This window comes from Streptomyces sp. Z26, assembly GCF_003665095.1.
Classification (GTDB): domain Bacteria; phylum Actinomycetota; class Actinomycetes; order Streptomycetales; family Streptomycetaceae; genus Streptomyces; species Streptomyces phytohabitans.
In genome coordinates this window covers 2,724,745-2,744,399 of the sequence record NZ_RCHV01000002.1, presented here as the reverse complement: position 1 = coordinate 2,744,399, position 19,655 = coordinate 2,724,745, and the positions used below count along the sequence as shown (strand labels likewise).

The 19,655-nt window shown below is 75.3% G+C and carries 19 protein-coding genes and 1 tRNA gene; 11 read left to right on the top strand and 9 right to left on the bottom strand.

Features of this window, described 5'->3' with window-relative positions:
• Positions 1–18 precede the first annotated feature (18 nt).
• Positions 19–92 (top strand) — tRNA-Thr (locus tag D7M15_RS12095).
• 75 nt (positions 93–167) lie between these two features.
• Positions 168–917: a VTT domain-containing protein gene (locus tag D7M15_RS12090; protein WP_121517522.1), complete on the top strand. Its 750-nt coding sequence runs from the start codon at positions 168–170 to the stop codon at positions 915–917.
• A 29-nt stretch (positions 918–946) separates the two neighbouring features.
• Here D7M15_RS12090 and arfB read toward each other — a convergent pair whose 3' ends face one another.
• Positions 947–1,375 (bottom strand): alternative ribosome rescue aminoacyl-tRNA hydrolase ArfB, encoded by a 429-nt coding sequence (arfB, locus tag D7M15_RS12085; protein ID WP_121517521.1) that lies wholly within the window; start codon positions 1,373–1,375, stop codon positions 947–949.
• A gap of 197 nt (positions 1,376–1,572) precedes the next feature.
• Between arfB and D7M15_RS12080 the strand changes: the two genes are divergently transcribed.
• Positions 1,573–2,148, top strand: a complete 576-nt coding sequence (locus D7M15_RS12080) for a TerD family protein (RefSeq protein ID WP_121517520.1) — start codon at positions 1,573–1,575, stop codon at positions 2,146–2,148.
• 143 nt (positions 2,149–2,291) lie between these two features.
• On the opposite strand, the gene D7M15_RS12075 is transcribed toward D7M15_RS12080, so the two are convergent.
• On the bottom strand, positions 2,292–2,669 hold the full coding sequence (locus D7M15_RS12075; RefSeq protein ID WP_240649270.1) for a hypothetical protein: 378 nt from the start codon (positions 2,667–2,669) through the stop codon (positions 2,292–2,294).
• Entirely contained in the window at positions 2,666–2,869 is a 204-nt protein-coding gene (locus D7M15_RS12070; RefSeq protein WP_121517519.1) for a plasmid partition protein ParG, read from the bottom strand. Before D7M15_RS12070 ends, D7M15_RS12075 begins: the two co-directional genes overlap by 4 nt.
• A gap of 195 nt (positions 2,870–3,064) precedes the next feature.
• Here D7M15_RS12070 and D7M15_RS12065 point away from each other — a divergent pair, with 195 nt between their 5' ends.
• Entirely contained in the window at positions 3,065–3,565 is a 501-nt protein-coding gene (locus D7M15_RS12065; RefSeq protein ID WP_121517518.1) for a hypothetical protein, read from the top strand.
• A 49-nt stretch (positions 3,566–3,614) separates the two neighbouring features.
• Here D7M15_RS12065 and D7M15_RS12060 read toward each other — a convergent pair whose 3' ends face one another.
• Complete coding sequence (locus D7M15_RS12060) at positions 3,615–4,292, bottom strand: helix-turn-helix transcriptional regulator (protein WP_121517517.1); 678 nt, start codon at positions 4,290–4,292, stop codon at positions 3,615–3,617.
• A gap of 158 nt (positions 4,293–4,450) precedes the next feature.
• On the opposite strand from D7M15_RS12060, the gene D7M15_RS12055 reads away from it, so the two are divergent.
• Positions 4,451–4,969 carry a DinB family protein gene (locus D7M15_RS12055; RefSeq protein ID WP_121517516.1) on the top strand — a complete coding sequence of 173 codons (519 nt, stop codon included), beginning with the start codon at positions 4,451–4,453 and terminating at the stop codon, positions 4,967–4,969.
• A gap of 191 nt (positions 4,970–5,160) precedes the next feature.
• On the opposite strand, the gene D7M15_RS12050 is transcribed toward D7M15_RS12055, so the two are convergent.
• On the bottom strand, positions 5,161–5,850 hold the full coding sequence (locus D7M15_RS12050) for a pentapeptide repeat-containing protein (protein ID WP_121517515.1): 690 nt from the start codon (positions 5,848–5,850) through the stop codon (positions 5,161–5,163).
• Positions 5,851–5,962: 112 nt separating this feature from the next.
• Positions 5,963–6,520, bottom strand: a complete 558-nt coding sequence (locus tag D7M15_RS12045; protein ID WP_240649269.1) for a flavin reductase family protein — start codon at positions 6,518–6,520, stop codon at positions 5,963–5,965.
• Positions 6,521–6,843: 323 nt separating this feature from the next.
• On the opposite strand from D7M15_RS12045, the gene cdgB reads away from it, so the two are divergent.
• From cdgB to D7M15_RS12015, 6 genes are all read left to right on the top strand, one after another.
• On the top strand, positions 6,844–8,511 hold the full coding sequence (gene cdgB, locus D7M15_RS12040; RefSeq protein ID WP_121520656.1) for a diguanylate cyclase CdgB: 1,668 nt from the start codon (positions 6,844–6,846) through the stop codon (positions 8,509–8,511).
• 186 nt (positions 8,512–8,697) lie between these two features.
• Positions 8,698–9,687 (top strand): hypothetical protein, encoded by a 990-nt coding sequence (locus D7M15_RS12035; protein ID WP_121517513.1) that lies wholly within the window; start codon positions 8,698–8,700, stop codon positions 9,685–9,687.
• A 146-nt stretch (positions 9,688–9,833) separates the two neighbouring features.
• The gene (locus D7M15_RS12030; protein WP_121517512.1) at positions 9,834–10,595 is read left to right on the top strand and encodes a response regulator transcription factor; all 762 of its coding nucleotides are present in this window, start codon (positions 9,834–9,836) and stop codon (positions 10,593–10,595) included.
• 8 nt (positions 10,596–10,603) lie between these two features.
• Positions 10,604–12,256 (top strand): ATP-binding protein, encoded by a 1,653-nt coding sequence (locus D7M15_RS12025; RefSeq protein WP_240649268.1) that lies wholly within the window; start codon positions 10,604–10,606, stop codon positions 12,254–12,256.
• A 44-nt stretch (positions 12,257–12,300) separates the two neighbouring features.
• Positions 12,301–13,719, top strand: coding sequence for a bifunctional glycosyltransferase family 2/GtrA family protein (locus D7M15_RS12020; RefSeq protein ID WP_121517511.1), 1,419 nt, complete (start codon positions 12,301–12,303; stop codon positions 13,717–13,719).
• Positions 13,716–15,932 (top strand): glycosyltransferase family 39 protein, encoded by a 2,217-nt coding sequence (locus D7M15_RS12015; protein WP_121517510.1) that lies wholly within the window; start codon positions 13,716–13,718, stop codon positions 15,930–15,932. Before D7M15_RS12020 ends, D7M15_RS12015 begins: the two co-directional genes overlap by 4 nt.
• Before the next feature lie 97 nt (positions 15,933–16,029).
• On the opposite strand, the gene D7M15_RS12010 is transcribed toward D7M15_RS12015, so the two are convergent.
• The 3 genes from D7M15_RS12010 to D7M15_RS12000 all read right to left on the bottom strand — a co-directional run bounded on the left by D7M15_RS12010 (position 16,030) and on the right by D7M15_RS12000 (position 19,413).
• Positions 16,030–16,968 carry a 1-phosphofructokinase family hexose kinase gene (locus D7M15_RS12010; RefSeq protein ID WP_121520652.1) on the bottom strand — a complete coding sequence of 313 codons (939 nt, stop codon included), beginning with the start codon at positions 16,966–16,968 and terminating at the stop codon, positions 16,030–16,032.
• A gap of 274 nt (positions 16,969–17,242) precedes the next feature.
• Positions 17,243–18,433 carry an N-acetylglucosamine-6-phosphate deacetylase gene (nagA, locus tag D7M15_RS12005; RefSeq protein ID WP_121517509.1) on the bottom strand — a complete coding sequence of 397 codons (1,191 nt, stop codon included), beginning with the start codon at positions 18,431–18,433 and terminating at the stop codon, positions 17,243–17,245.
• Positions 18,430–19,413, bottom strand: a complete 984-nt coding sequence (locus D7M15_RS12000; RefSeq protein WP_121517508.1) for an ROK family protein — start codon at positions 19,411–19,413, stop codon at positions 18,430–18,432. Before D7M15_RS12000 ends, nagA begins: the two co-directional genes overlap by 4 nt.
• Positions 19,414–19,655: the final 242 nt, after the last annotated feature.

The following is a 19,655-nucleotide window of genomic DNA, read 5'->3' as shown; positions in this document are numbered from 1 at the left end:
GGTACACTGCACGTGCACGCCGCCTTAGCTCAGCTGGTTAGAGCATCTGTCTTGTAAACAGAAGGTCGTCGGTTCGAATCCGACAGGCGGCTCTCGTGGGCGGCGCCGTCCGTCCGGGCCGCCCGGGGCGGCCCGCACCTTCTTCCGTCCGACCAGGAGACTGCCCGGTGACCGACCTCGCACTCGGGCCCAGTTGGCTCGACCCGGACTACCTGATCCAGACCTTCGGGCTGATCGGCATCCTGACCATCGTGTTCGCCGAGTCGGGGCTGCTGATCGGCTTCTTCCTGCCCGGCGACTCGCTGCTGTTCACGACCGGCCTGCTGGTGACCACCGGCAAGTACCTGCACCAGCCGCTCTGGCTCGTCTGCCTGCTCGTGGTGATCGCCGCGATCCTCGGCGACCAGGTCGGATACCTCTTCGGGCGCAAGGTCGGCCCGTCCCTCTTCAAGCGCCCCGACTCACGCCTGTTCAAGCAGGAGAACGTCGAGAAGGCGCACGAGTTCTTCGAGAAGTACGGCCCCAAGTCCCTGGTGCTGGCGCGCTTCGTGCCGATCGTGCGGACGTTCACGCCGATCATCGCGGGCGTCAGCCAGATGCACTACCGCACGTTCGTGATCTTCAACGTGGTCGGGGCCACCCTCTGGGGCGCCGGTGTCACGCTGCTGGGCGCCAGCCTGGGCAAGGTGGAGTTCGTCCACGCGCACATCGAGAGCATCCTGATCCTCATCGTGCTGATCTCGGTGCTGCCGATCGCCATCGAGTACCTGCGGGCGCGGCGTTCGTCCGCGAAGGACGACGGCGACGGCGAGGGCGGTGACGCCGGGACCGGCGGCGCGGCCGGTACGGGGACGGGCGCCGCCGGTGGCGGCGGCGGCCGGAAGTCCCGGCGGCGGGGGCGGCACGCCGTCCGCTGACGGCGTGCCCGGCGGGCCCGTGGGCGCCGTCAGGACCAGTCGCGGCCCGAGCGCCCGCGCTTCACGTCCGCGCGCTGCTTCTTCTCGCGCAGCCGCCGCTCGTTGATCCCCCTCGGCACCTTCCGCTTGCGCCGCTGCCGCGGCGGCGGCGCGGTGGCCTCCGCGAGGAGCGCGGCCATCCGTACGGCCGCGGTCTCGCGGTTGCGCCACTGCGAGCGGTGCTCGGAGGCGCGGACGACCAGGACACCGCCGGTGAGGCGCCCGGCGAGCCGTTCCAGCGCGCGGTCCTTCCACACCGGGGGCAGCGCCTCGGTGCGGGCGAGGTCGAAGCGCAACTCGGCGGCGCTGTCGGTGGTGTTGACGTGCTGGCCGCCGGGTCCCGACGACTTCGTGAAGCGCCAACTCAGCTCGGCCTCCGGCAGGGAGACCGAACCGCGGATGATGTGGGGCCCGGACATGTGTCCATGGTCCCGCCTCGCGCGCCCGCCGTCACCTGGTTTCCGGGGCGGGGTCGGACCGGGGAGGGGCCGGGGCGGCGGGACGGCAAAGAACGTAAAGAAACCTGGAACCCGCCCAGGGCCCGGCTGCGTTGTGGAGGGTGAGAGGGTGAAGGTATTCCGAACCCGCTGAAATCCACACAGAGAAGGGCATCCCCATGGCTGTAAGCCTGTCCAAGGGCGGCAACGTCTCACTCACGAAGGAGGCGCCCGGTCTCACCGCCGTCACGGTCGGCCTCGGCTGGGACGTCCGCAGCACCACGGGCACCGACTTCGACCTCGACGCGAGCGCCATCGCGGTCAACGCGCAGGGCAAGGTCTACTCGGACCAGCACTTCATCTTCTTCAACAACAAGGCCACGCCCGACCAGACCATCGTGCACTCCGGTGACAACACGACCGGTCAGGGCGAGGGCGACGACGAGCAGATCAACGTCAACCTCCAGGGTCTGCCCGCCGAGATCGACAAGATCGTCTTCCCGGTCTCGATCTACGACGCGGACTCCCGCAGTCAGAACTTCGGCCAGGTCCGCAACGCGTACATCCGCGTGGTCAACCAGGCCGGGGGCACCGAGATCGCCCGCTACGACCTGAGCGAGGACGCCGCCACGGAGACCGCCATGGTCTTCGGCGAGCTGTACCGCAACGGCGCGGAGTGGAAGTTCCGCGCGGTCGGCCAGGGTTACGCCGCCGGTCTCGCGGGCATCGCGCAGGACTTCGGTGTGAACGTCTGACGTTCGGCCGTCACGCGGCGGCGTCTCCCCGTACGGGAGCGCCGCCGCGGTGCCGTACGGGTGCCTGCCGTACGGGACGGGGGTGCCGCGTCGTGGTGTGGTGTGACGTGCGGTGCCGCCGTGCGGTGGGCGGGTCGGCGGGGTCAGTCGCCGAGGCGCGTGCGCAGCTCGTCCGCGACGGCCGCGATGTCCGCCCGCCCCTGCTTCGCCGCCTCCACCAGGTCGGCGAAGGTCTCGGCGTCCGGCAGCTCCTTGGCGCCCGCGACGCGGAGGTACGAGCGGGTCGCGGCGGCCGCGTAGAACTCGTTCATCGGTGATTCCAGCGGCGGGCAGACCGCCAGCGTGTGCAGGAAGGCGGCCGCGCGCCAGGCCATGTCCGGCTCCGGCTGGTCGGCCACGAGCACGAGATCGTTCTGATGCCGCGCGACGGCGGCCACCACCCCCGAGGGGTCCCAGACGGTGGGGTCGGAGGGGAGGTGTTGCGCCAGCGCGCTCCACGCCCACTCCATGGTGATCTTCACAGTCCGAATCGCTCCTGGAAGTAGTCCCAATGCTCGGCGAACTCGTCGACCCCGGCGAGGAACCTCGCCCTGTCCTCGTCCAGCTCCCGTTTCGTCGCTTCGGTGATCAGCGCGGTGACCGTGGTGCCCTGCTCCGCCGCGCGAGCCTTGAGGCGCTCGTGGAACTCCTCGTCCAGGCGGATCGTGACGTGCTTCGACATGCGTCGACCGTACAGCGGCCGTGCTGTACGCGCCATGGCCGCGGGTGCCGCTGCCGGGCCGCGCGGCGGATTCCGTCCCGGAACGCTAGTCCGCGACAACGCCTCGTCGCAAGCCGGTCACCCCAAGTCACCCCGCCCGCGCGGCAGTCGACGCCGCCGGGTCCGGCCCGCCGTGCCGCGTGACACCATCGCGTCGTGCTCGACATCGGCTACTCCCTGTCCCCCCGCTTCCCGGACCCGCCGCAGACGGACTACCGCGCGGCGGACGTACGGACCCTGCGCCACGACCTGTTCTGCGGCGACGTCCACCTCGCGGACACCAAGGCGGGGATCGAACTGTCCACAGCCTGGGGATGGTTGCCGGTGCTGGACTTCGGGTGGGCGCTGTGCGAGGTCGTCGACCGGCTGGGACCCGGCACCACCGGTACGCCGACGAGCGCCCCGGCCCGCCGCGCCGAGCTGGACTTCACCGAGACCACCGACTGCCTGCTGCTGGAGGAGCGGGGCGGGCGCGTGGAGATCACCGCGGACTGGCAGTACGTGGACGATCCGCCGCTCGTCTTCCCGTACGCGACGGTGCGGCGTGAGGCGCGCGACTTCCTGCACGACCTGATCGAGGACCTCGCGGACATGCACGAGGGGCTGGCGGACAACCCCACGGTGTGGCAGCTCCAGGCGCGCTTCCCGCGCGTCTAGCCACGCGGCCCGCGCCCGCCGTCGCGGGCCCGGCGCCGGGAGTTCGGGTTCACGCCTCGCGCCCGGCCGCCGGGGACCGCCGGGGGCTGGCCCGCAGATGCGCGCGCGCCCCCTGCGGCCCGAACAGGATGAGCAGTTCGACCGCGCCGCCGTCCGCGCTGCCCAGCCAGTGCGGCAGGGACGTGTCGAACTCGGCGGCCTCGCCCGCCGTCAGCGTCAGGTCCCGTTCCCCGAGCAGCAGCCGCAGGCGGCCGCTCAGGACGTACAGCCACTCGAAGCCCTCGTGCGTCTGCGGTGTCGGCTCCCGTGGCTCGGCCACGGCCGGGATCATCATCTTGAACGCCTGTGTCGCGCCCGGCCGTCGGGACAGCGGGACGAAGACCATGCCGTGCCGGGTGAGGGGCTTCAGATGGATGCGGGGGTCGCCCGTACGCGGTGCCCCCACGAGGTCGTCCAGCGGTACGCCGTAGGTGCGGGCGAGCGGCAGGAGCAGTTCCAGGGTGGCGCGGCGCCGCCCGCTCTCCAGCCGGGACAGGGTGCTCTCCGACACCCCCGTCGTCGACGACAGGTCCGCGAGGGTGATGCCGCGCTCGCGGCGCAGGGCGCGCAGCCGGGGGCCCACCGCGTCGAGTACGTCGTCGGTGCCCGCGTCCGGCGCCCCGCCCGCCGGGTGCCGGTCCGTGCCGTCGCCGTCCGGGCGCCCGTGGCCGTGCTGTCCGCCGTTCATGGGTTCAGCCTGCCAGAGCGGTGGCTTGCCGGAACCGCAAGATTCCGTGCCGGTGCGGGCGGGAGCCGTCCACACTGACCGCCGCACGGGCGGACGGCCGCCGACCGTGCCGCCCCTGCCCGTACCCGCGCCCCCACCCGTACCGCGAGGAGAGCCCCATGGCCGCCACCGCCCGTACCGACCGACCTGCCCGTCCCGCCCGCCGTCGCGACACCCCGCCGCCCCGGACGGGGAACACCGAGGCCGAGACCCTGCGCGGCTTCCTCGACCACCTGCGGGACTCCGTCGCCGCCAAGGTCGAGGACGCGCCCGAACCGGGGGTCCGTACGGCCGGGGTGCCGTCCGGCACGAACCTGCTGGGCCTGCTCCACCACCTCACGCACGTCGAACGCGCCACCTTCCTCGGGGAGCGGGTGACGGACTGGCAGGCGACGTTCCGGGCGGCGCCCGGTGACCGGGTGGCGGACGTCGTGGCCCGCTACCGGGCGGCCGTCGCGGAGGCGAACGCCGTGCTCGACGGCTGCGCCGACCTCGCGGCGCCGCTGCCGTGGTCCCGGCCGGGGCGGTCCGCGCCCAGCGTCCGCTGGGCCTTGACGCACATGGTCGAGGAGACCGGGCGGCACGCCGGTCACGCGGACATCCTCCGGGAGCTGATCGACGGAGCGACGGGCCGCTGAACGCCCGTGCCCCCGAGGGCCGTTCGCCCGCCCGCCCGTCGACGCGCGCCCGGGAGGCGCCACCTGGCGGCCGTACGGCTCCCGTACGCGCGCCCGCCGCCGTTCGTACGCGCGCCGCCCCGCGGTGGCTCGCGCGCCCCGCCTCGGCCCTCCCCGCGGGCCCGTACGCCCGCCCCCGTACGCCCGCCGCGTCAGTCCTCCACCCGCACCCCCAGCTGGGCCGCGAACGCCGGTGCCAGATCCATCAGTTGGACGGTGCTGACGACCGCCCCGGCCAGCCGGTCGAAGCCCGCCGCGATGTCCAGCTCCGCGACGCCGCGCAGGTCGACGTCGCGCAGCGTGGCGCCGGAGAGGTCGACCCCGCGCAGGGCGCAGTCGGTGAAGCTGACCCGCTCCAGCCGGGCGCCCGCGAGGTCGGGCTCGACCAGCACGCAGCCCTCGAAGGCGACGTCGGTCAGCGTCGACTGCCGCAGGTTCAGGAAGTCGATCTTCCCGCCGCGCACCACCACGCGGGTCAGCCGGGCGCCGTGCAGCTGGGTCCCGCCCAGCCGGGCGTCCGTCAGCTCCACGTCCCGTATCTCCGCGCCCGCCAGCTCCGTGCCGACGCCCCGCACACCCGTCAGCTCGGAGTCGAGCAGCCGGGCGCGGGTGAGTCTCGTGCCGTTCAGGGAGCAGCCGCGGAGCGCGCACTCCAGGAACGTGCTGCCCCCGCCGTCCGCGCAGTCGAGGTCGAGGTCGGTGAAGGACGCGCCGTCGTGGTCGCCGTCCGGGCGCAGCGCGTCCGCGTCGTGCGGCCGCAGCTCGGGCAGCGCCAGCTCGGGCCGCCGTACGGGCGCCACCGCGCGCGCCGAGGGGCCCGCGGAAGCCGTGGGTTTCGCCATGCCCCCAGGGTGCACCCCGCCACTGACAACGGCCCGTGCCCGCCCGCCCGGAGGCTCCCGGCCCGTGCCCGCGCGCCCGGAAACCCGCGGCCCCCGGAGGCCCGGGGTCCGCTCAGGACAGCGAGCGGTACCGCCCCCGGTAGTACGTCAGCGGCTCGGCGTCCGGCAGGTGCGGCAGGGCGGCGCCCAGGACGCGCGCGACGACCAGCGTGTGGTCCCCGGCCCGTACGCGCTGCTCCGTGGCGCACTCGACCACCGCGAGGGCGCCGTCCACCAGCGGCGCCCCGGTGTGCTCGCCGCGCGTGTGCGGCACCTCCTGGAAGAGGAGCCGGTCGCTCAGCCGCCCCTTCATCGCGAACCGGCCCGCCGTCTGGCGCTGCCCGTCGGTGAGGAGCGAGGCGGCCCAGAGGGGCTGCCGTTCCAGTAGTTCGTCCATGCGGGAGCCGTCCCGGACGCTGACCATGACCAGCGGTGGGTCCAGGGAGACCGACATGAAGGCGGTCGCCGTCATGCCGACGTCCTCGCCTCTCGGTCCCTCCTCCGGGTCGTGTGCCGTCACCAGCACCACGCCCGCGACCAACCGTGCCATGGCAGCTCTGAACTCGTCCTCGCTCACCCCTCCAGGATGCGGGACTCCGGCTGCGGCCTGACCTTGCACTGCGTGTGACACATCCCGAAAGCTATCCGCCGGGTGCCGGTACGCGCATCGGGCGCTGGTACGAGCGCGGGTGCGCCCGGTCCTAGGTCGCCGGACCCTCTACGGTCGTCGTACGGCCCGCGCGCGGTCTTCCCGCCGGTCGGAGCGCTCCCACGGAGCGGAGTCGTTTATGCGCGCACAGTTGTGACTTGAGTCACAGAGGGCATTTAGCGCTGACCCTGTGTACCGGGGGAGCAGCTGACTGTGATTCAGTGGGCTTGCACGTGCATGTGCACGTGGAGGATTGGTCGGAGAACGGGATCGGGAAGCCGGACGTCGACGCTCAGGGGGAGGCGATGGAGACCGAGTCGGAGCCCTACGTACGCCTCGCCAGCCTGCGGAAACTGCACCAGGTCGTGTCGCAGCTGAACACCGCGCGCAGCCTCGCCGACACCCTCCAGGCCATCGCCGACGGAGTCGTCGACGGGCTGGGCTTCCGGCTGTGCGCCGTGAACCTCGTCCGCTCCGACGGCGACCTCGTCGTCGCCGCCGTCGCGGGCAGCGAGGCCGCCGAGGCCACCATGGCCGGGCGGAGCGGCTCGCGCGCCTCCTGGGACCGGCGGCTCTCCATGGGGGAGCGCTGGGGCGAGCTGCGCTTCATCCCGTACACCGAGAGCTGGGTGCTGGAGGACGACGACGTGCCGGGCTGGTACGCCACGGCGCCCGCGCCGACGACCCCCGACGAGTGGCACCCCTCGGACCTGCTGCTCGCACCGCTCTACGACACCGCCGGCGAGCTGCTCGGCGTGATCTCCGTCGACCGCCCCGACAACGGCCGCCGCCCCGGCGCCTGGCGCCGCGAGGCGCTCCAGATGTACTCGTCGCAGGCCGCCATCGCGCTCAGCAACGCGCGGCTGCGCTCCAACATGCAGCGCGCGCTCGTACGGCTGGAGCGGGAGCAGCAGGCGCTGCGGTCCAGCGAGGAGAGCTTCCGGCAGGCGTTCGAGTACGCGCCCAGCGGCATGGCCGTCGCGGAGATGGGCGGCGACCAGCACGGGCGTCTGGTGCGGACGAACGACGCGCTGTGCCGACTGCTGGGGCGTACGGCGTCGTCGCTGCGCCGGTACTCCTTCTCCGACCTCGTGCACCCCGAGGACATCGGCACGCTGCTGCGCACCTCCGCCGAGGGCGGCCGGGCCGAGCTGCGGCTCGCGCGCCGCGACGGCTCGTACGTGTGGGTCTCGCTGCGCAACTCGGTGGTGGCCGACGCCGCCGACGGGCCGCGCTTCCTGCTCACGCACGTCGAGGACATCGAGGACCGCAAGCGCCGCGAGCTGCAACTCGCCCACCGCGCCAGCCACGACTCGCTGACCGGCCTGCCCAACAGCGCCGAGCTGCGCGCCCGCCTCAACAGCCGCCTCTGTTCCAACCCGGACCCCTCCGCGGCCGGTCCGGCGCGCTCGGGCGGCGCGGCGGGACTCGGCGAGGACTTCGACGGCTACGCGGTGGACGACCCGTTCGCCGGTACGCCGCCGGGCGGCCTGCCGGAGATGCCGGGCGGCGGCCCGGCGCCGTACGACTCGCACCACGTGCACGAGGTGCCGCCGCAGGGGGACGGGCCGGGTGAGAAGGGTCTCGCCGTCCTCTTCTGCGACCTGGACGGATTCAAGTCCATCAACGACCGTTTCGGCCACCACTGCGGCGACGCCGTGCTGATCGAGGTCGCGCGGCGGCTCTCCGGGCTGGTGCGGGACAACGACACGGTGGCGCGGCTGGGCGGCGACGAGTTCGTGGTGCTGGCGGACGGTGTGGGCCCCGCGGAGGCGCAGGACCTGGCCGTACGGCTGCGGAACGCGATCATCCCGCCGATCCGCGTGGACGGCCGCGCGGTACGGGTCGGGGCGAGCTTCGGCATCGGCTGGGCGGGCTGCGGGATGACGGCCGAGGAAGTGCTCCAGTCCGCCGACCAGCGGATGTACGTGGAGAAGCGTTCGCGCTCCAAGGGGCAGCGCAGAGCAGGGTAGTCGGGGCCGTATGGTGCCCCGGGGAGAGCGCGTGGAGCCGGGGTGCGGGGATGTCCGGGGACGGGCTCCGAGAGTGGCCGAAAACTTCACGTGGCGGCCAGTCTCTGATCATTTCTGCGGTGGCGTACGGGACACCCCATGGATGTAGGCTCGGCCGGATACCTGAGCAGTAGGGAGTGACTGGGCATGACCGCCGAGAACAACGGCACGGGTGCGCCGCAGGACGACGACCCGTTCGCCTATCTGTACCGCTCGGAAGGCGGCGGTGCGGACGGCGGTGCGGCCTCGGCACAGCAGCAGCGCGGCGTGCCCCGTCGCTCGTACCACCAGGTGCGGGCCGTGGGTCAGCACCAGTACGGCGCCCAACACGGCGGTCAGGGCCAGCAGTTCGCGCAGACGGTCGCGCAGCAGCAGCCCGGCGCGTACGGCTCGGCGTCCTCCGGTCAGGGCCAGCCCAGCGCCCACTACGCCGCTCCCGAGACGATGCCCGGCGGGCGTGCCGCCACGCGCCAGCAGGCCGCCGGACGCGGCGGGCAGGGCGGGCGCGGCGGCAGCCGGAACGGGCTGCTGATAGGCGCGGTCGCCGTCGTCGCGGCCGTGGTGATCGGGATCGGCGCCGCCATGGTGTTCAACGACGACGGCGGCGACGCGAAGGCCAACGGCTCCGAGCAGACGCAGGAGCCCGACCAGGGCAACGGCGACGCCCCGGAGGACGAGCCGCAGGGCGGCAGCGGCGACGGCGAGCAGGAGGAGAAGGCGCCGCCGAAGGAGGACGCGTCCACGCTCCGGCTGGAGGGCGGCGCGCGCGTCGAGGGCTCGGTGCCCGGCGCGAAGGCTAGGAACGGCACGTACGTCGCGGGCATGGACGCCGCCGGGGCGACCGCGAAGTGGACGACGGAGGTGTCGGACGGCGGCACGTACGACCTCTACGTCCGGTACGCCGTGCCCGGCGAGGACATGCACCTCTCCCTCGGCGTGAACGACGAGCCGCATCCCACGGGCCTGAAGATGAAGAACTTCGCCAAGGCCGAGAAGGGCGACTGGGAGAAGGGCTGGACGTACACCTTCGCCACCGTGCAGGTGAAGAAGGGCGAGAACAGCTTCGCGATCAGCTGCGGCGACGGCGACAAGTGCACCGTCAACCTCGACCAGGTCTGGTTGAAGCCCGCGGGCTGAGCCGCGGACCACCCCGCCCGCCCCGGTTCCGGTGCCGGTTCCCGGGGCGTCGGCGCGTACGGGCGCGAGCGGCGCGGGCAGCCGTTCTCAGGGAACGCACAGGAAACCGAAAGCCTCCTCTCAGCCCGCGCCCCCACCCTGGTGCCATGACCGGCACCCCGTCCCCCGGACCGTCCCCCGCCGCGGCGTCCGCCCCCGCCGTACGGCTCCGCCCGGACGGCAGCGCCGTCCGCCTCCTGGTGGTGGAGGACGAGGCCGCCCTCGCCGAACTGCTCTCCCTCGCCTTCCGCTACGAGGGCTGGGAGGTGCGCAGCGCGGGCGACGGCGCGGGCGCCGTGCGCGCGGCGCGCGACTTCCGGCCGGACGCCGTCGTGCTCGACGTGATGCTGCCCGACCAGGACGGGCTGGCGGTGCTCGGCAGGCTGCGCGCGCTGCTGCCCGACGTGCCGGTGCTGTTCCTCACGGCGCGCGACTCGGTCGAGGACCGCGTCGCGGGGCTGACGGCGGGCGGCGACGACTACGTCACCAAGCCGTTCAGCCTGGAGGAGGTCGTCGCGCGGCTGCGCGGGCTGCTGCGCCGTTCGGGCGCGGCGGCGGCGCGCGCGGAGTCGACGATCGCGGTCGGTGACCTGGTGCTCGACGAGGACAGCCACGAGGTCGAACGGGCGGGCGTGCCCGTGGACCTGACGGCGACGGAGTTCGAGCTGCTGCGCTATCTGATGCGCAACCCGCGCCGGGTGCTGAGCAAGGCGCAGATCCTGGACCACGTCTGGTCCTACGACTTCGGCGGGCAGGCGAACGTCGTCGAGCTGTACATCTCGTACCTGCGCCGAAAGATCGACGCCGGACGCAGCCCGATGATCCACACGCGGCGCGGGGCGGGTTACCTGATCAAGCCGGGGGAGTGAGCGCGCCCGTGCCCGTACGCGTTCCCCGGTCCGTACGTCCTCCCCGGCCCGGCGCGCCCTGGCGGCGCTGGTCGTTGCGCGGGCGGCTGGTCGTCTCGTCCGTCGTGCTGACCGCCGTGGTCTGCGCGGTGATCGGCACGGTGACGACGATCGCCCTGCGGTCGTACCTGCACGGGCAGTTGGACGACCGGCTCCAGGCGGCGGCCGTCCGCTCCGCCGGGACGCCGCGCCACGGGCCGGGAGGCGCCCTCGGCTTCGTCGCGATGCCGGGGCAGGACCTGGGTACGGTCGGCGCGCGGGTCCGCGACGCACCGGACGGGGACGCTCCGGTGCGCGGCGCCGTCTTCGTGGACGACGCCCCGCGCCTGTCCCCGGCCGACCGCGCCGAACTCCTCACCCCCGCGCAGGACTCCGCCCTCGCCGCCGTCCCGCGTGACGGCCGCGCCCACACCGTGGACCTCCCGGGGCTCGGCGCGTACCGCGTCGACTCGGTGCGTACGCCCGACGGCACCGTCGTCGTCGGGCTGCCGCTGGAGTCGGTGCGGGACACCCTCGGCACGCTGGTCGTCGTGGAGTTGTGCGTCGCGGCGGCGGGCGTCGCCGCGTCCGGGCTGGCGGGCGCGGCCATGGTGCGCATCGCGCTGCGGCCGCTGCGCCGGGTCGCCGCCACCGCGACGCGGGTGTCCGAACTCCGCCTGGACCGGGGCGAGGTGGTGCTCCACGAGCGGGTGCCGGCGGCCGACACCGACCCCGGTACGGAGGTCGGGCAGGTCGGTGGCGCGCTCAACAGGCTGCTGGGGCACGTCGGTTCGGCGCTGGCGGCACGGCACGCGAGCGAGCTGCGGGTACGGCGGTTCGTCGCGGACGCCAGCCACGAGCTGCGTACGCCGCTGGCGTCGATCCGCGGCTACGCGGAGCTGACCCGGCGCGGACCCGAGCCGACCGGTCCCGCCACGCGGCACGCGCTCGGCCGGATCGAGGCGGAGGCGGAGCGGATGACGGGCCTGGTGGAGGACCTGCTGCTGCTGGCGCGGCTGGACGCCGGGCGGCCGCTGGCCCGGCAGGACGTGGACCTCTCGCCGCTCGTCGTGGACGCGGTCGGGGACGCGCGCGCCGCCGCGCGCGGGCACGCGTGGCGGCTCGAACTGCCCGCCGAGCCCGCCACGGTGACCGGCGACGGCGCCCGGCTGCACCAGGTGCTCGTCAACCTCCTCGGCAACGCCGCCGCGCACACCCCGCCCGGCACCACGGTCACGGCGCGCGTACGGCGGCAGGGGGCGGACGTGCTGCTGGAGGTGGCGGACGACGGGCCGGGCGTACCGGCGGCGACGCTGCCGCACGTCTTCGAGCGGTTCGCGCGCGGGGACGCGTCCCGCTCGCGCGCACCGGGCGGCGCGGATACGGGCGCGGGTACGGGTTCGGGCGCGGCGGAGCGTACGCCCGCGGGTGACGCCGCCGCCGGTACGGGCGTGGGCGCCGGTACGGGTCTCGGCCTCGCCATCGTGGCCGCCGTCGTCGCCGCGCACCGCGGCGAGGTGACGGTGCGGAGCGCCCCGGGCGCCACGGTGTTCGCCGTACGGCTGCCCGCCACGCGCCCGCCCGGCGGCGGCGCGGACGGGCCGCGCCCGCTGCCCGCGCCCGTACTCACAGCTGACGCATAGCCGCGACACACGGCCCGTACAGGCCCGTTGGCGAGGGTCGCGGCATGGAGACCAGGCCACCGGCGGCCCCGCCGCCCACCCCGCCCACCCCGCCCGAGCCGTCCGCCCCGTCGCCGTACGGGTGCCCGCACGACGTACCGCCGCACGCCGTACCCCCGGCCGCGCTCCCCGCGCGCACGCCGGTGCGCACGGACGCGCCGGACACGCCCGTGCTCGACGTCGTGATCCCCGTCCACAACGAGGCGCACGGCCTGGAACGGAGCGTGCTGCGCCTGCACGCGCACCTGACGGCGGGCTTCCCGTACCGCTTCCGCATCACCGTGGCCGACAACGCCAGCACGGACGGCACGCCGGAGATCGCCGCGCGGCTCGACGACCGGATCGCGGAGGTGGTGGCCGTACGGCTGGAGGAGAAGGGGCGGGGGCGCGCGCTGCGTACGGTCTGGGCGGGGTCGCCCGCGCCCGTGCTCGCGTACATGGACGTCGACCTGTCCACCGACCTGAACGCCCTGCTGCCCGTCGTCGCGCCCCTGCTGTCGGGGCACTCGGACCTCGCGATCGGCTCGCGCCTCGCGCGGAACGCCCGGGTGGTGCGCGGGCCGCGCCGGGAACTGATCTCGCGCGCGTACAACCTCCTCCTGCGCGGCAGCCTCGCCACCCGCTTCTCCGACGCGCAGTGCGGCTTCAAGGCGGTACGGAAGGACGTCGCGGAACGGCTGCTGCCGCTGGTCGAGGACACCGGCTGGTTCTTCGACACCGAGCTGCTCGTGCTCGCCGAACGCGCCGGGCTGCGCGTCCACGAGGTGCCCGTCGACTGGGTCGACGACCCGGACAGCCGGGTGGACCTCGTCCGTACCGCCGTCGAGGACCTGCGCGGCGTGTGGCGCGTGGGCGGCGCGCTGGCCACCGGCGCACTCCCGCTCGCGCGCCTGCGCCGCCCCTTCGGGGACGACCCGCGCGACCGCGAACTGGCCGACGTGCCGCGCGGGTTGGCGCGGCAGCTGCTCGGCTTCTGCGCGGTCGGCGTGGTCAGCACGCTGGTCCACCTCGGGCTGTACTCGCTGTTCCGGCTCGGTACGGGCGCCCAGGCCGCCAACGCCCTGGCGCTGCTGCTGTCCGCGCTCGGCAACACCGCCGCCAACCGGAGGTTCACCTTCGGGGTACGCGGCCGGGCCCGTGCCGTACGCCACCAGGCGCAGGGGCTCGTCGTGTTCGGCGTCGGTCTCGCGCTGACCAGCGGTTCGCTCGCCGCCCTGGAGCCGGCGGGCGGCGCCGTGTCGCACGGCGCCGAACTGTCCGTGCTGGTCGCCGCCAACCTCGCGGCGACGGTCGTACGGTTCCTGCTGCTGCGGGGCTGGGTGTTCCCGGACGGCGCGGCGGAACGGGACGCGGCGGAAGGGGGCGCGTACGCCCCCGAGCACACCACGCCGGAGCGCACCGCCCCCGAGGGAGGCGCGCGATGACCGCCGCCACGACCGTTCCGGCCGCCGTGCCCGAGCCCGCGCCCGCACCGGCCGCCCCCGCCCCGCCGCGCTGGGCGCGGCCCGCCCACGTGGCGCTGCTGCTCGCCACCGGCCTGCTCTACGCCTGGCACCTCAGCGCCTCCGGCTACGCCAACTCCTTCTATTCCGCGGCCGTCCAGGCGGGCAGCGAGAGCTGGAAGGCGTTCTTCTTCGGCTCGCTCGACGCGGGCAACGCCATCACCGTCGACAAGCCGCCCGCCGCGCTCTGGCCGATGGCCCTGTCCGTCCGGCTGTTCGGCCTCGGCTCGTGGCAGATCCTGCTGCCGCAGGTGCTGATGGGCGTGGCCACGGTCGCCGTGCTGCACGCGTCCGTACGGCGCCGCTTCGGCCCGGCGGCGGGCCTGTCGGCCGGTGCGGTGCTGGCGCTCACGCCGGTGGCCGCGCTGATGTTCCGCTTCAACAACCCGGACGCGCTGCTGGCGTTGCTGATGACCGTCGCCGTGGCCTGCGTGCTGCGCGCGCTGGAGGACGCGCGGACGGGGTGGCTGGTGGGGGCGGGGGCCGCGGTCGGCGCCGCGTTCCTGGCGAAGACGCTCCAGGCGTTCGTGGTGCTGCCGCCGCTCGCGCTGCTGTACGCGGTGTGCGCGCCGACTCCCGTGCGCAGGCGGCTCGTCCAACTCGCGGCCGCCGGACTGGCGTTGGTGGTCGCGGGCGGCTGGTGGGTGGCCGTGGTGGAGCTGTGGCCCGCCTCGTCCCGCCCGTACGTCGGCGGCTCGCAGCACGACAGCTTCCTCGAACTCACCCTGGGCTACAACGGGTTGGGCCGCCTCAACGGCGACGAGACCGGCAGCGTGGGCGGCGGCCCCGGCGGTGGCGGACCCGGTGGCGGTGGCGGCGCCTGGGGGGAGAGCGGCCTCGGGCGGATGTTCGGCGACGCGGTGGGCGGCCAGATCTCGTGGCTGCTGCCCGCCGCGCTGCTGCTGCTCGTGGCCGGGCTGGTGGCCACCCGGCGGGCGCCGCGCACGGACGCGCGGCGGGCGGCGTTCCTCGCCTGGGGCGGCGCGCTGCTGGTGACGGCCGGGGTGTTCAGCCTCATGGCCGGGATCTTCCACGAGTACTACACCGTGGCCCTCGCCCCGTACGTCGCCGCGCTCGTCGGCGCGGGCACGGCCGCGCTGTGGGAGCGGCGCGACACGTACGCCGCCGCGCTGACCCTCGCCGGTACGGTCGCCGTGACCGCCCTCTGGTCGTACGTCCTGCTGGACCGCACCCCGGACTGGCTGCCCTGGCTGCGCCCGCTGGTGCTCGCGGCCGGGCTGGCGGCGGCGGTCGCGCTGCCGCTCGCCGTACGGCTGGGGCGGCCCGAACGGGCGGACGCCGTACGGGAGTCGTGCGCGGACGGTCGTACGGCGGGTCGTGCGGGTACGGTGCCCGGCGCGCGCACGGGTCGGGCGCGGCGGTGGGCCGGGGCGGTCGCCGCCGGGGGCGCCTGCCTCGCGCTGGCGGCCTGCCTGGCCGGGCCCACGGCGTACACCCTGCACACCGTCGGCACCGGCCACCAGGGCTCGATCGTCACGGCCGGTCCGGCCGCACGCGGCGGCCCCGGCGGGGGCGGGCCGATGGGCGGCGCGCGCCTCGGCCCGGGGCCGGGCGCGGAGCGCGCGCGGCCCCCCGGCGCCGCGCCGGGCGGCCCCGGCGGCGGGCGGCAGGCCCGCGCCCTGCCGCCGGGCGGCGGGCCGGGCAACGGGCCCGGCGGCGGTGGCGGTGGCGGTGGCGGTGGCAACGGTGGCGGTGGCGGTCTGCTGAACGGGCAGCGGGTCGGCGCCGAGGTGGCCGCGACGCTGTCCCGCGACGCGGACGACCACACCTGGGCCGCCGCGGCCGTCGGCGCGCAGAACGCCGCCAGCTACCAACTCGCCACCGGCGAACCGGTGATGGCCCTCGGCGGTTTCAACGGCAGCGACCCGTCACCGACGCTCGCCGAGTTCCGGGAGTACGTGGCGGACGGCCGTGTGCGCTACTTCGTCGCGGACGGCCGTGGCGAGGACGGCGCTCCCGAAGGCCGCGGCCCCGGCGGCGGCGCGGGGTTCGGCGGGCCGGGCGCCGGGGGATCGGGCACGGCCGCGGAGATCAGCGCGTGGGTCCGGGGCCACTTCACGGAGGTCACGGTGGACGGCACCACGCTCTACGACCTCACCCGCCCCACGGCCTGACCGGCCGCCGCCACCCCGCGCACGCACCGCACCCAGCGAGCACCCCCGCACCGGCCCCGGCACGGCACCCGCCCCGGGGCCGGTGCGGCCGGGCGCGTCAGCCCACCCGCGCCTGCTCCGTCACGACGACCCGGGGCAGCAGGTCCGCGTACGTCGCCGTGTCGAACTCGCCCGCCACCGGCGCCCGTACGGTCGCCGCCGACAGCGCCACCGCCCGCGCCAACCGGTCCGGCCACGGCAACCCCTCGACCAGGCCGGACAGCAGCCCGGCGACGGCCGAGTCGCCCGCGCCCGTCGGGTTCCCCACCAGGCGGCTCGGCGGGGCGGCCCGCCACGCGCCGTCCGGGGTGACCAGCAGCACGCCGTCCGCGCCGAGCGACGCGGCGACGGCGTTCGCGCCGCGCCGCCGCGCCTCGTACGCGGCGCGCAGCGGCTCGCTGGTGCCGGTGATCCCGGCCAGCTCGTCGATGTTCGGCTTGACGACGTCGGGCCGGGCGGCGAGGCCGCGCAGCAGCGGCTCGCCGCTGGTGTCCAGCAGCACCGGTACGCCCGCGACACGCGCCTCCCGTACGAGCGCCGCGTACGCCCCCACGGGCAGCCCCCGCGGCATGCTCCCGCAGAGCGCGACGGCCGACGCGTCCGGCAGCAGCCGCTCGTACGTGGTGACGAACGCCGTCCACTCCTCCGCGGAGACCTGCGGGCCGGGCTCGTTGAGCTGCGTGGTGTCACCGGTCGTGTCGTCCACGACGGCGACGGTGCGGCGGGTGTTGCCCCGTACGGCCGTGAGCGCGTCCGTCACCCGGTGCGAGCCGGGCGCCGTACGGAGCAGGGCGTGCAGCTCCTCGCCCGTACGGCCGCCCGCGAAGCCCGTCACCACCGTGTCGTGGCCGAGGGCGGCGAGGACGCGCGCGACGTTCAGGCCCTTGCCGCCCGGCCGTTCCGTCACGTCGTGGACGTGGTGGACGCAGTGCGGCTCCAGCCGGGGCACCCGGTAGGTGAGGTCGACCGCCGTGTTGAGCGTCACCGTGAGGATCACGCGGACCACCCCCGCACGGCTCGGCGGGTGGTGTCGGTACGGCCGTCCGCCCAGCCCGGAAGGCGCCCGTCCCGCTGTCCCCCACCCCGGGTCGTCCCCGCACCCCGTACCGCCGCGGCCCGCCCGGCCCCGCGCCGGACACCCGCGCGGGCGCCGTACCGGCCGCAGCGCGGCCTCCGGCCCCCGTGTGCTCCGCCGCGCATGGCTCCTCCACCGCGTCGTCGTCCGCGCACCTCCGTGCGCACACCCCTCGCACGGCATCATCCCACCGTGCTCACACGCACGCGGGCTGAACGACCCACTCGCCCTTCCGCATCACGCCCACCGGCGTGAAGTCGGCGTCCAGCACCACCAGGTCCGCGTCCTTGCCGGGCTCCAGGCTGCCGACCCGGTCACCGACGCCCAGCAGCCGCGCCGGGTTCGTCGACAGCGCCCGTACGGCGTCCGCCACCGGCAGCCCGTCGACCGTCACCGCCCGCCGGAACGCCTGGTCCATCGTGAGCGTCGAGCCCGCGATGGAGCCGGTCCCGACGACCCGCGCCACCCCGTCCCGTACCTCCACCGTGAGCGGGCCCAGCGGGTACACGCCGTCGCCGACGGCCGCCGCGCCCATCGCGTCCGTGATGAACGCGACCCGGTCCGCGCCCGCGTGCCGGAACGCCATCTCCAGCACCGCCTGGTGCAGGTGCGTGCCGTCGTTGATCAGCTCGACGGTGACCCGCTCGTCCTCCAGCAGCGCGGCGATCGGCCCCGGCGCCCGGTGGCCCAGCCCCGGCATGGCGTTGAACAGGTGCGTGGCGACCGTCGCGCCCGCGTCGATCGCCTGCCGCGTCGCGTCGTACGTGGCGTCGGTGTGGCCGACGGCCGCGATGACGCCGTGCTCCGCCAGCAGCCGTACGGACTCCAGGCCGCCGCGCAGCTCCGGCGCGAGCGTCAGCATCCGGGCGGTGCCGCGCGCGGCGTCGAGCAGCTTCCGTACGTCGGCCGGGTCGGGCGCCCGCAGCAGCGTCGGGTCGTGCGCGCCGCAGCGGCCGGGGGCGATGAACGGGCCCTCGAAGTGCACGCCCGCCAGGTCGCCCTGCTCGACGAGTTCGCTGAGCACGGCGGCCTGCCGGGCCAGGTCGTCCAGGTCGCCGGTGACGGTCGAGGCGACCATCGTGGTGCTGCCGTGCCGCCGGTGCGCGTCGACGACCTCCAGCGCCTCCTCGGCGGTGCCCGCCGAGAAGGACGCGCCGCCGCCGCCGTGGACGTGCATGTCCACGAAGCCGGGCACGATCCAGTGCCCGGCCAGCTCGTACATGTCGTCCCCGGCGGTCGCGCCGTACGGGTCCGCCCCGTCGTACGCGCCCGGCAGGTCGGGGACGGCGAGCGTACGGCCCTCGACGGCCACCCGCGCGTCCTCGGCCACGCCGGAGGGGAGCACCACCCGTGCCCCGGTCAGCACCTTGCGTGTCATCGCCGTCATCGGCTGGAAACCTCCGCGGAGTGTCGGTCCCAGGCGAGAAGTCCCGCGCCCAGGCACCCGGCTGCGTCCCCCAGGGCGGCCGGGACGATCGTGGGGAGCCGCTGGAACGTGACCCGCTCGCGCACGGCCCGGCGCAGCGGCGCGAACAGCGTCTCGCCCGCTTCGGCCAGGCCGCCGCCGATGATCAGGGTGCGCGGGTCGAGCAGCGTGAGGCCGGTGAGGAGGCCGTCGGCGAGCGCGTCGACGGCGGCCTGCCAGACGGCCTCGGCGCGCGGGTCGCCGGCCGCGACGGCCGCGGCGGCGTCGGCGGCGGTGGCCGTCGGGTCGCCGCACGCCGCCGCCCAGTCGCGGCCGACGGCGGCGGCGGAGCAGAGCGTCTCCAGGCAGCCGCGCTGCCCGCAGCCGCAGGGCGGCCCGTCGGGGCGTACGACGATGTGGCCGATCTCGCCCGCGCCGCCGTGGGCGCCCGGTTCGACGCGGCCGTCGATGCCGATGGCCCCGGCGATGCCGGTGCCGAGCGGCACGAAGAGGAAGCGGTCCACGCCCTTGCCCGCGCCGATCCGGCCCTCCGCGAGGCCGCCCGTACGGACGTCGTGGCTGAGGACGACGGGGATGCCCGCGCCCGTGGCCGTGGGGGCGTCGTCGGGGTGCGGGGCGTTGAGGCGTGCGCGCAGCTGGTCGCGCAGCGGCACGTCGCGCCAGCCGAGGTTGGCGGCGAAGACGGCGACCCCGGCGGCCTCGTCGATGATCCCGGGCAGGCAGACGCCCGCCGCGACGGGCTCGGCGCCGAGGTGCGCGACGCCGTACGCGCGCAGCTCCGCGGCGAAGTCGAGCACCGCCGCGACGACGGCGTCGGGGCCCGCCTCGCGGGGTGTGCCGCGGCGTGCCTCGTACAGCGGGCGGTGCTCCGGGGCGGGGCCGATCAGTGCGGCCTTCATGCCGGTGCCGCCCACGTCGAGGGCGATGACGTAGGGACTCACAGCACACAGTCTCGCCCGGAGACCGCATAAAGGTCTAGTCCACTTACGTGATCCGCCCCGCCGGACCCGCCCCCACCACCGGCCCACGGCCCGCGCCGCCGCGCCGCGCGGGCCGATGCGGAAGCGATACCGGCAGTGGTGTAGACCTCGGCCGCCCGCCGGGGGACACTCGGGCGCTGTCGAGGGACGGAACACCGGGTGGACGGCGTGGGCCCCGCGGTGGAACGCAGAGCAACGCGCAC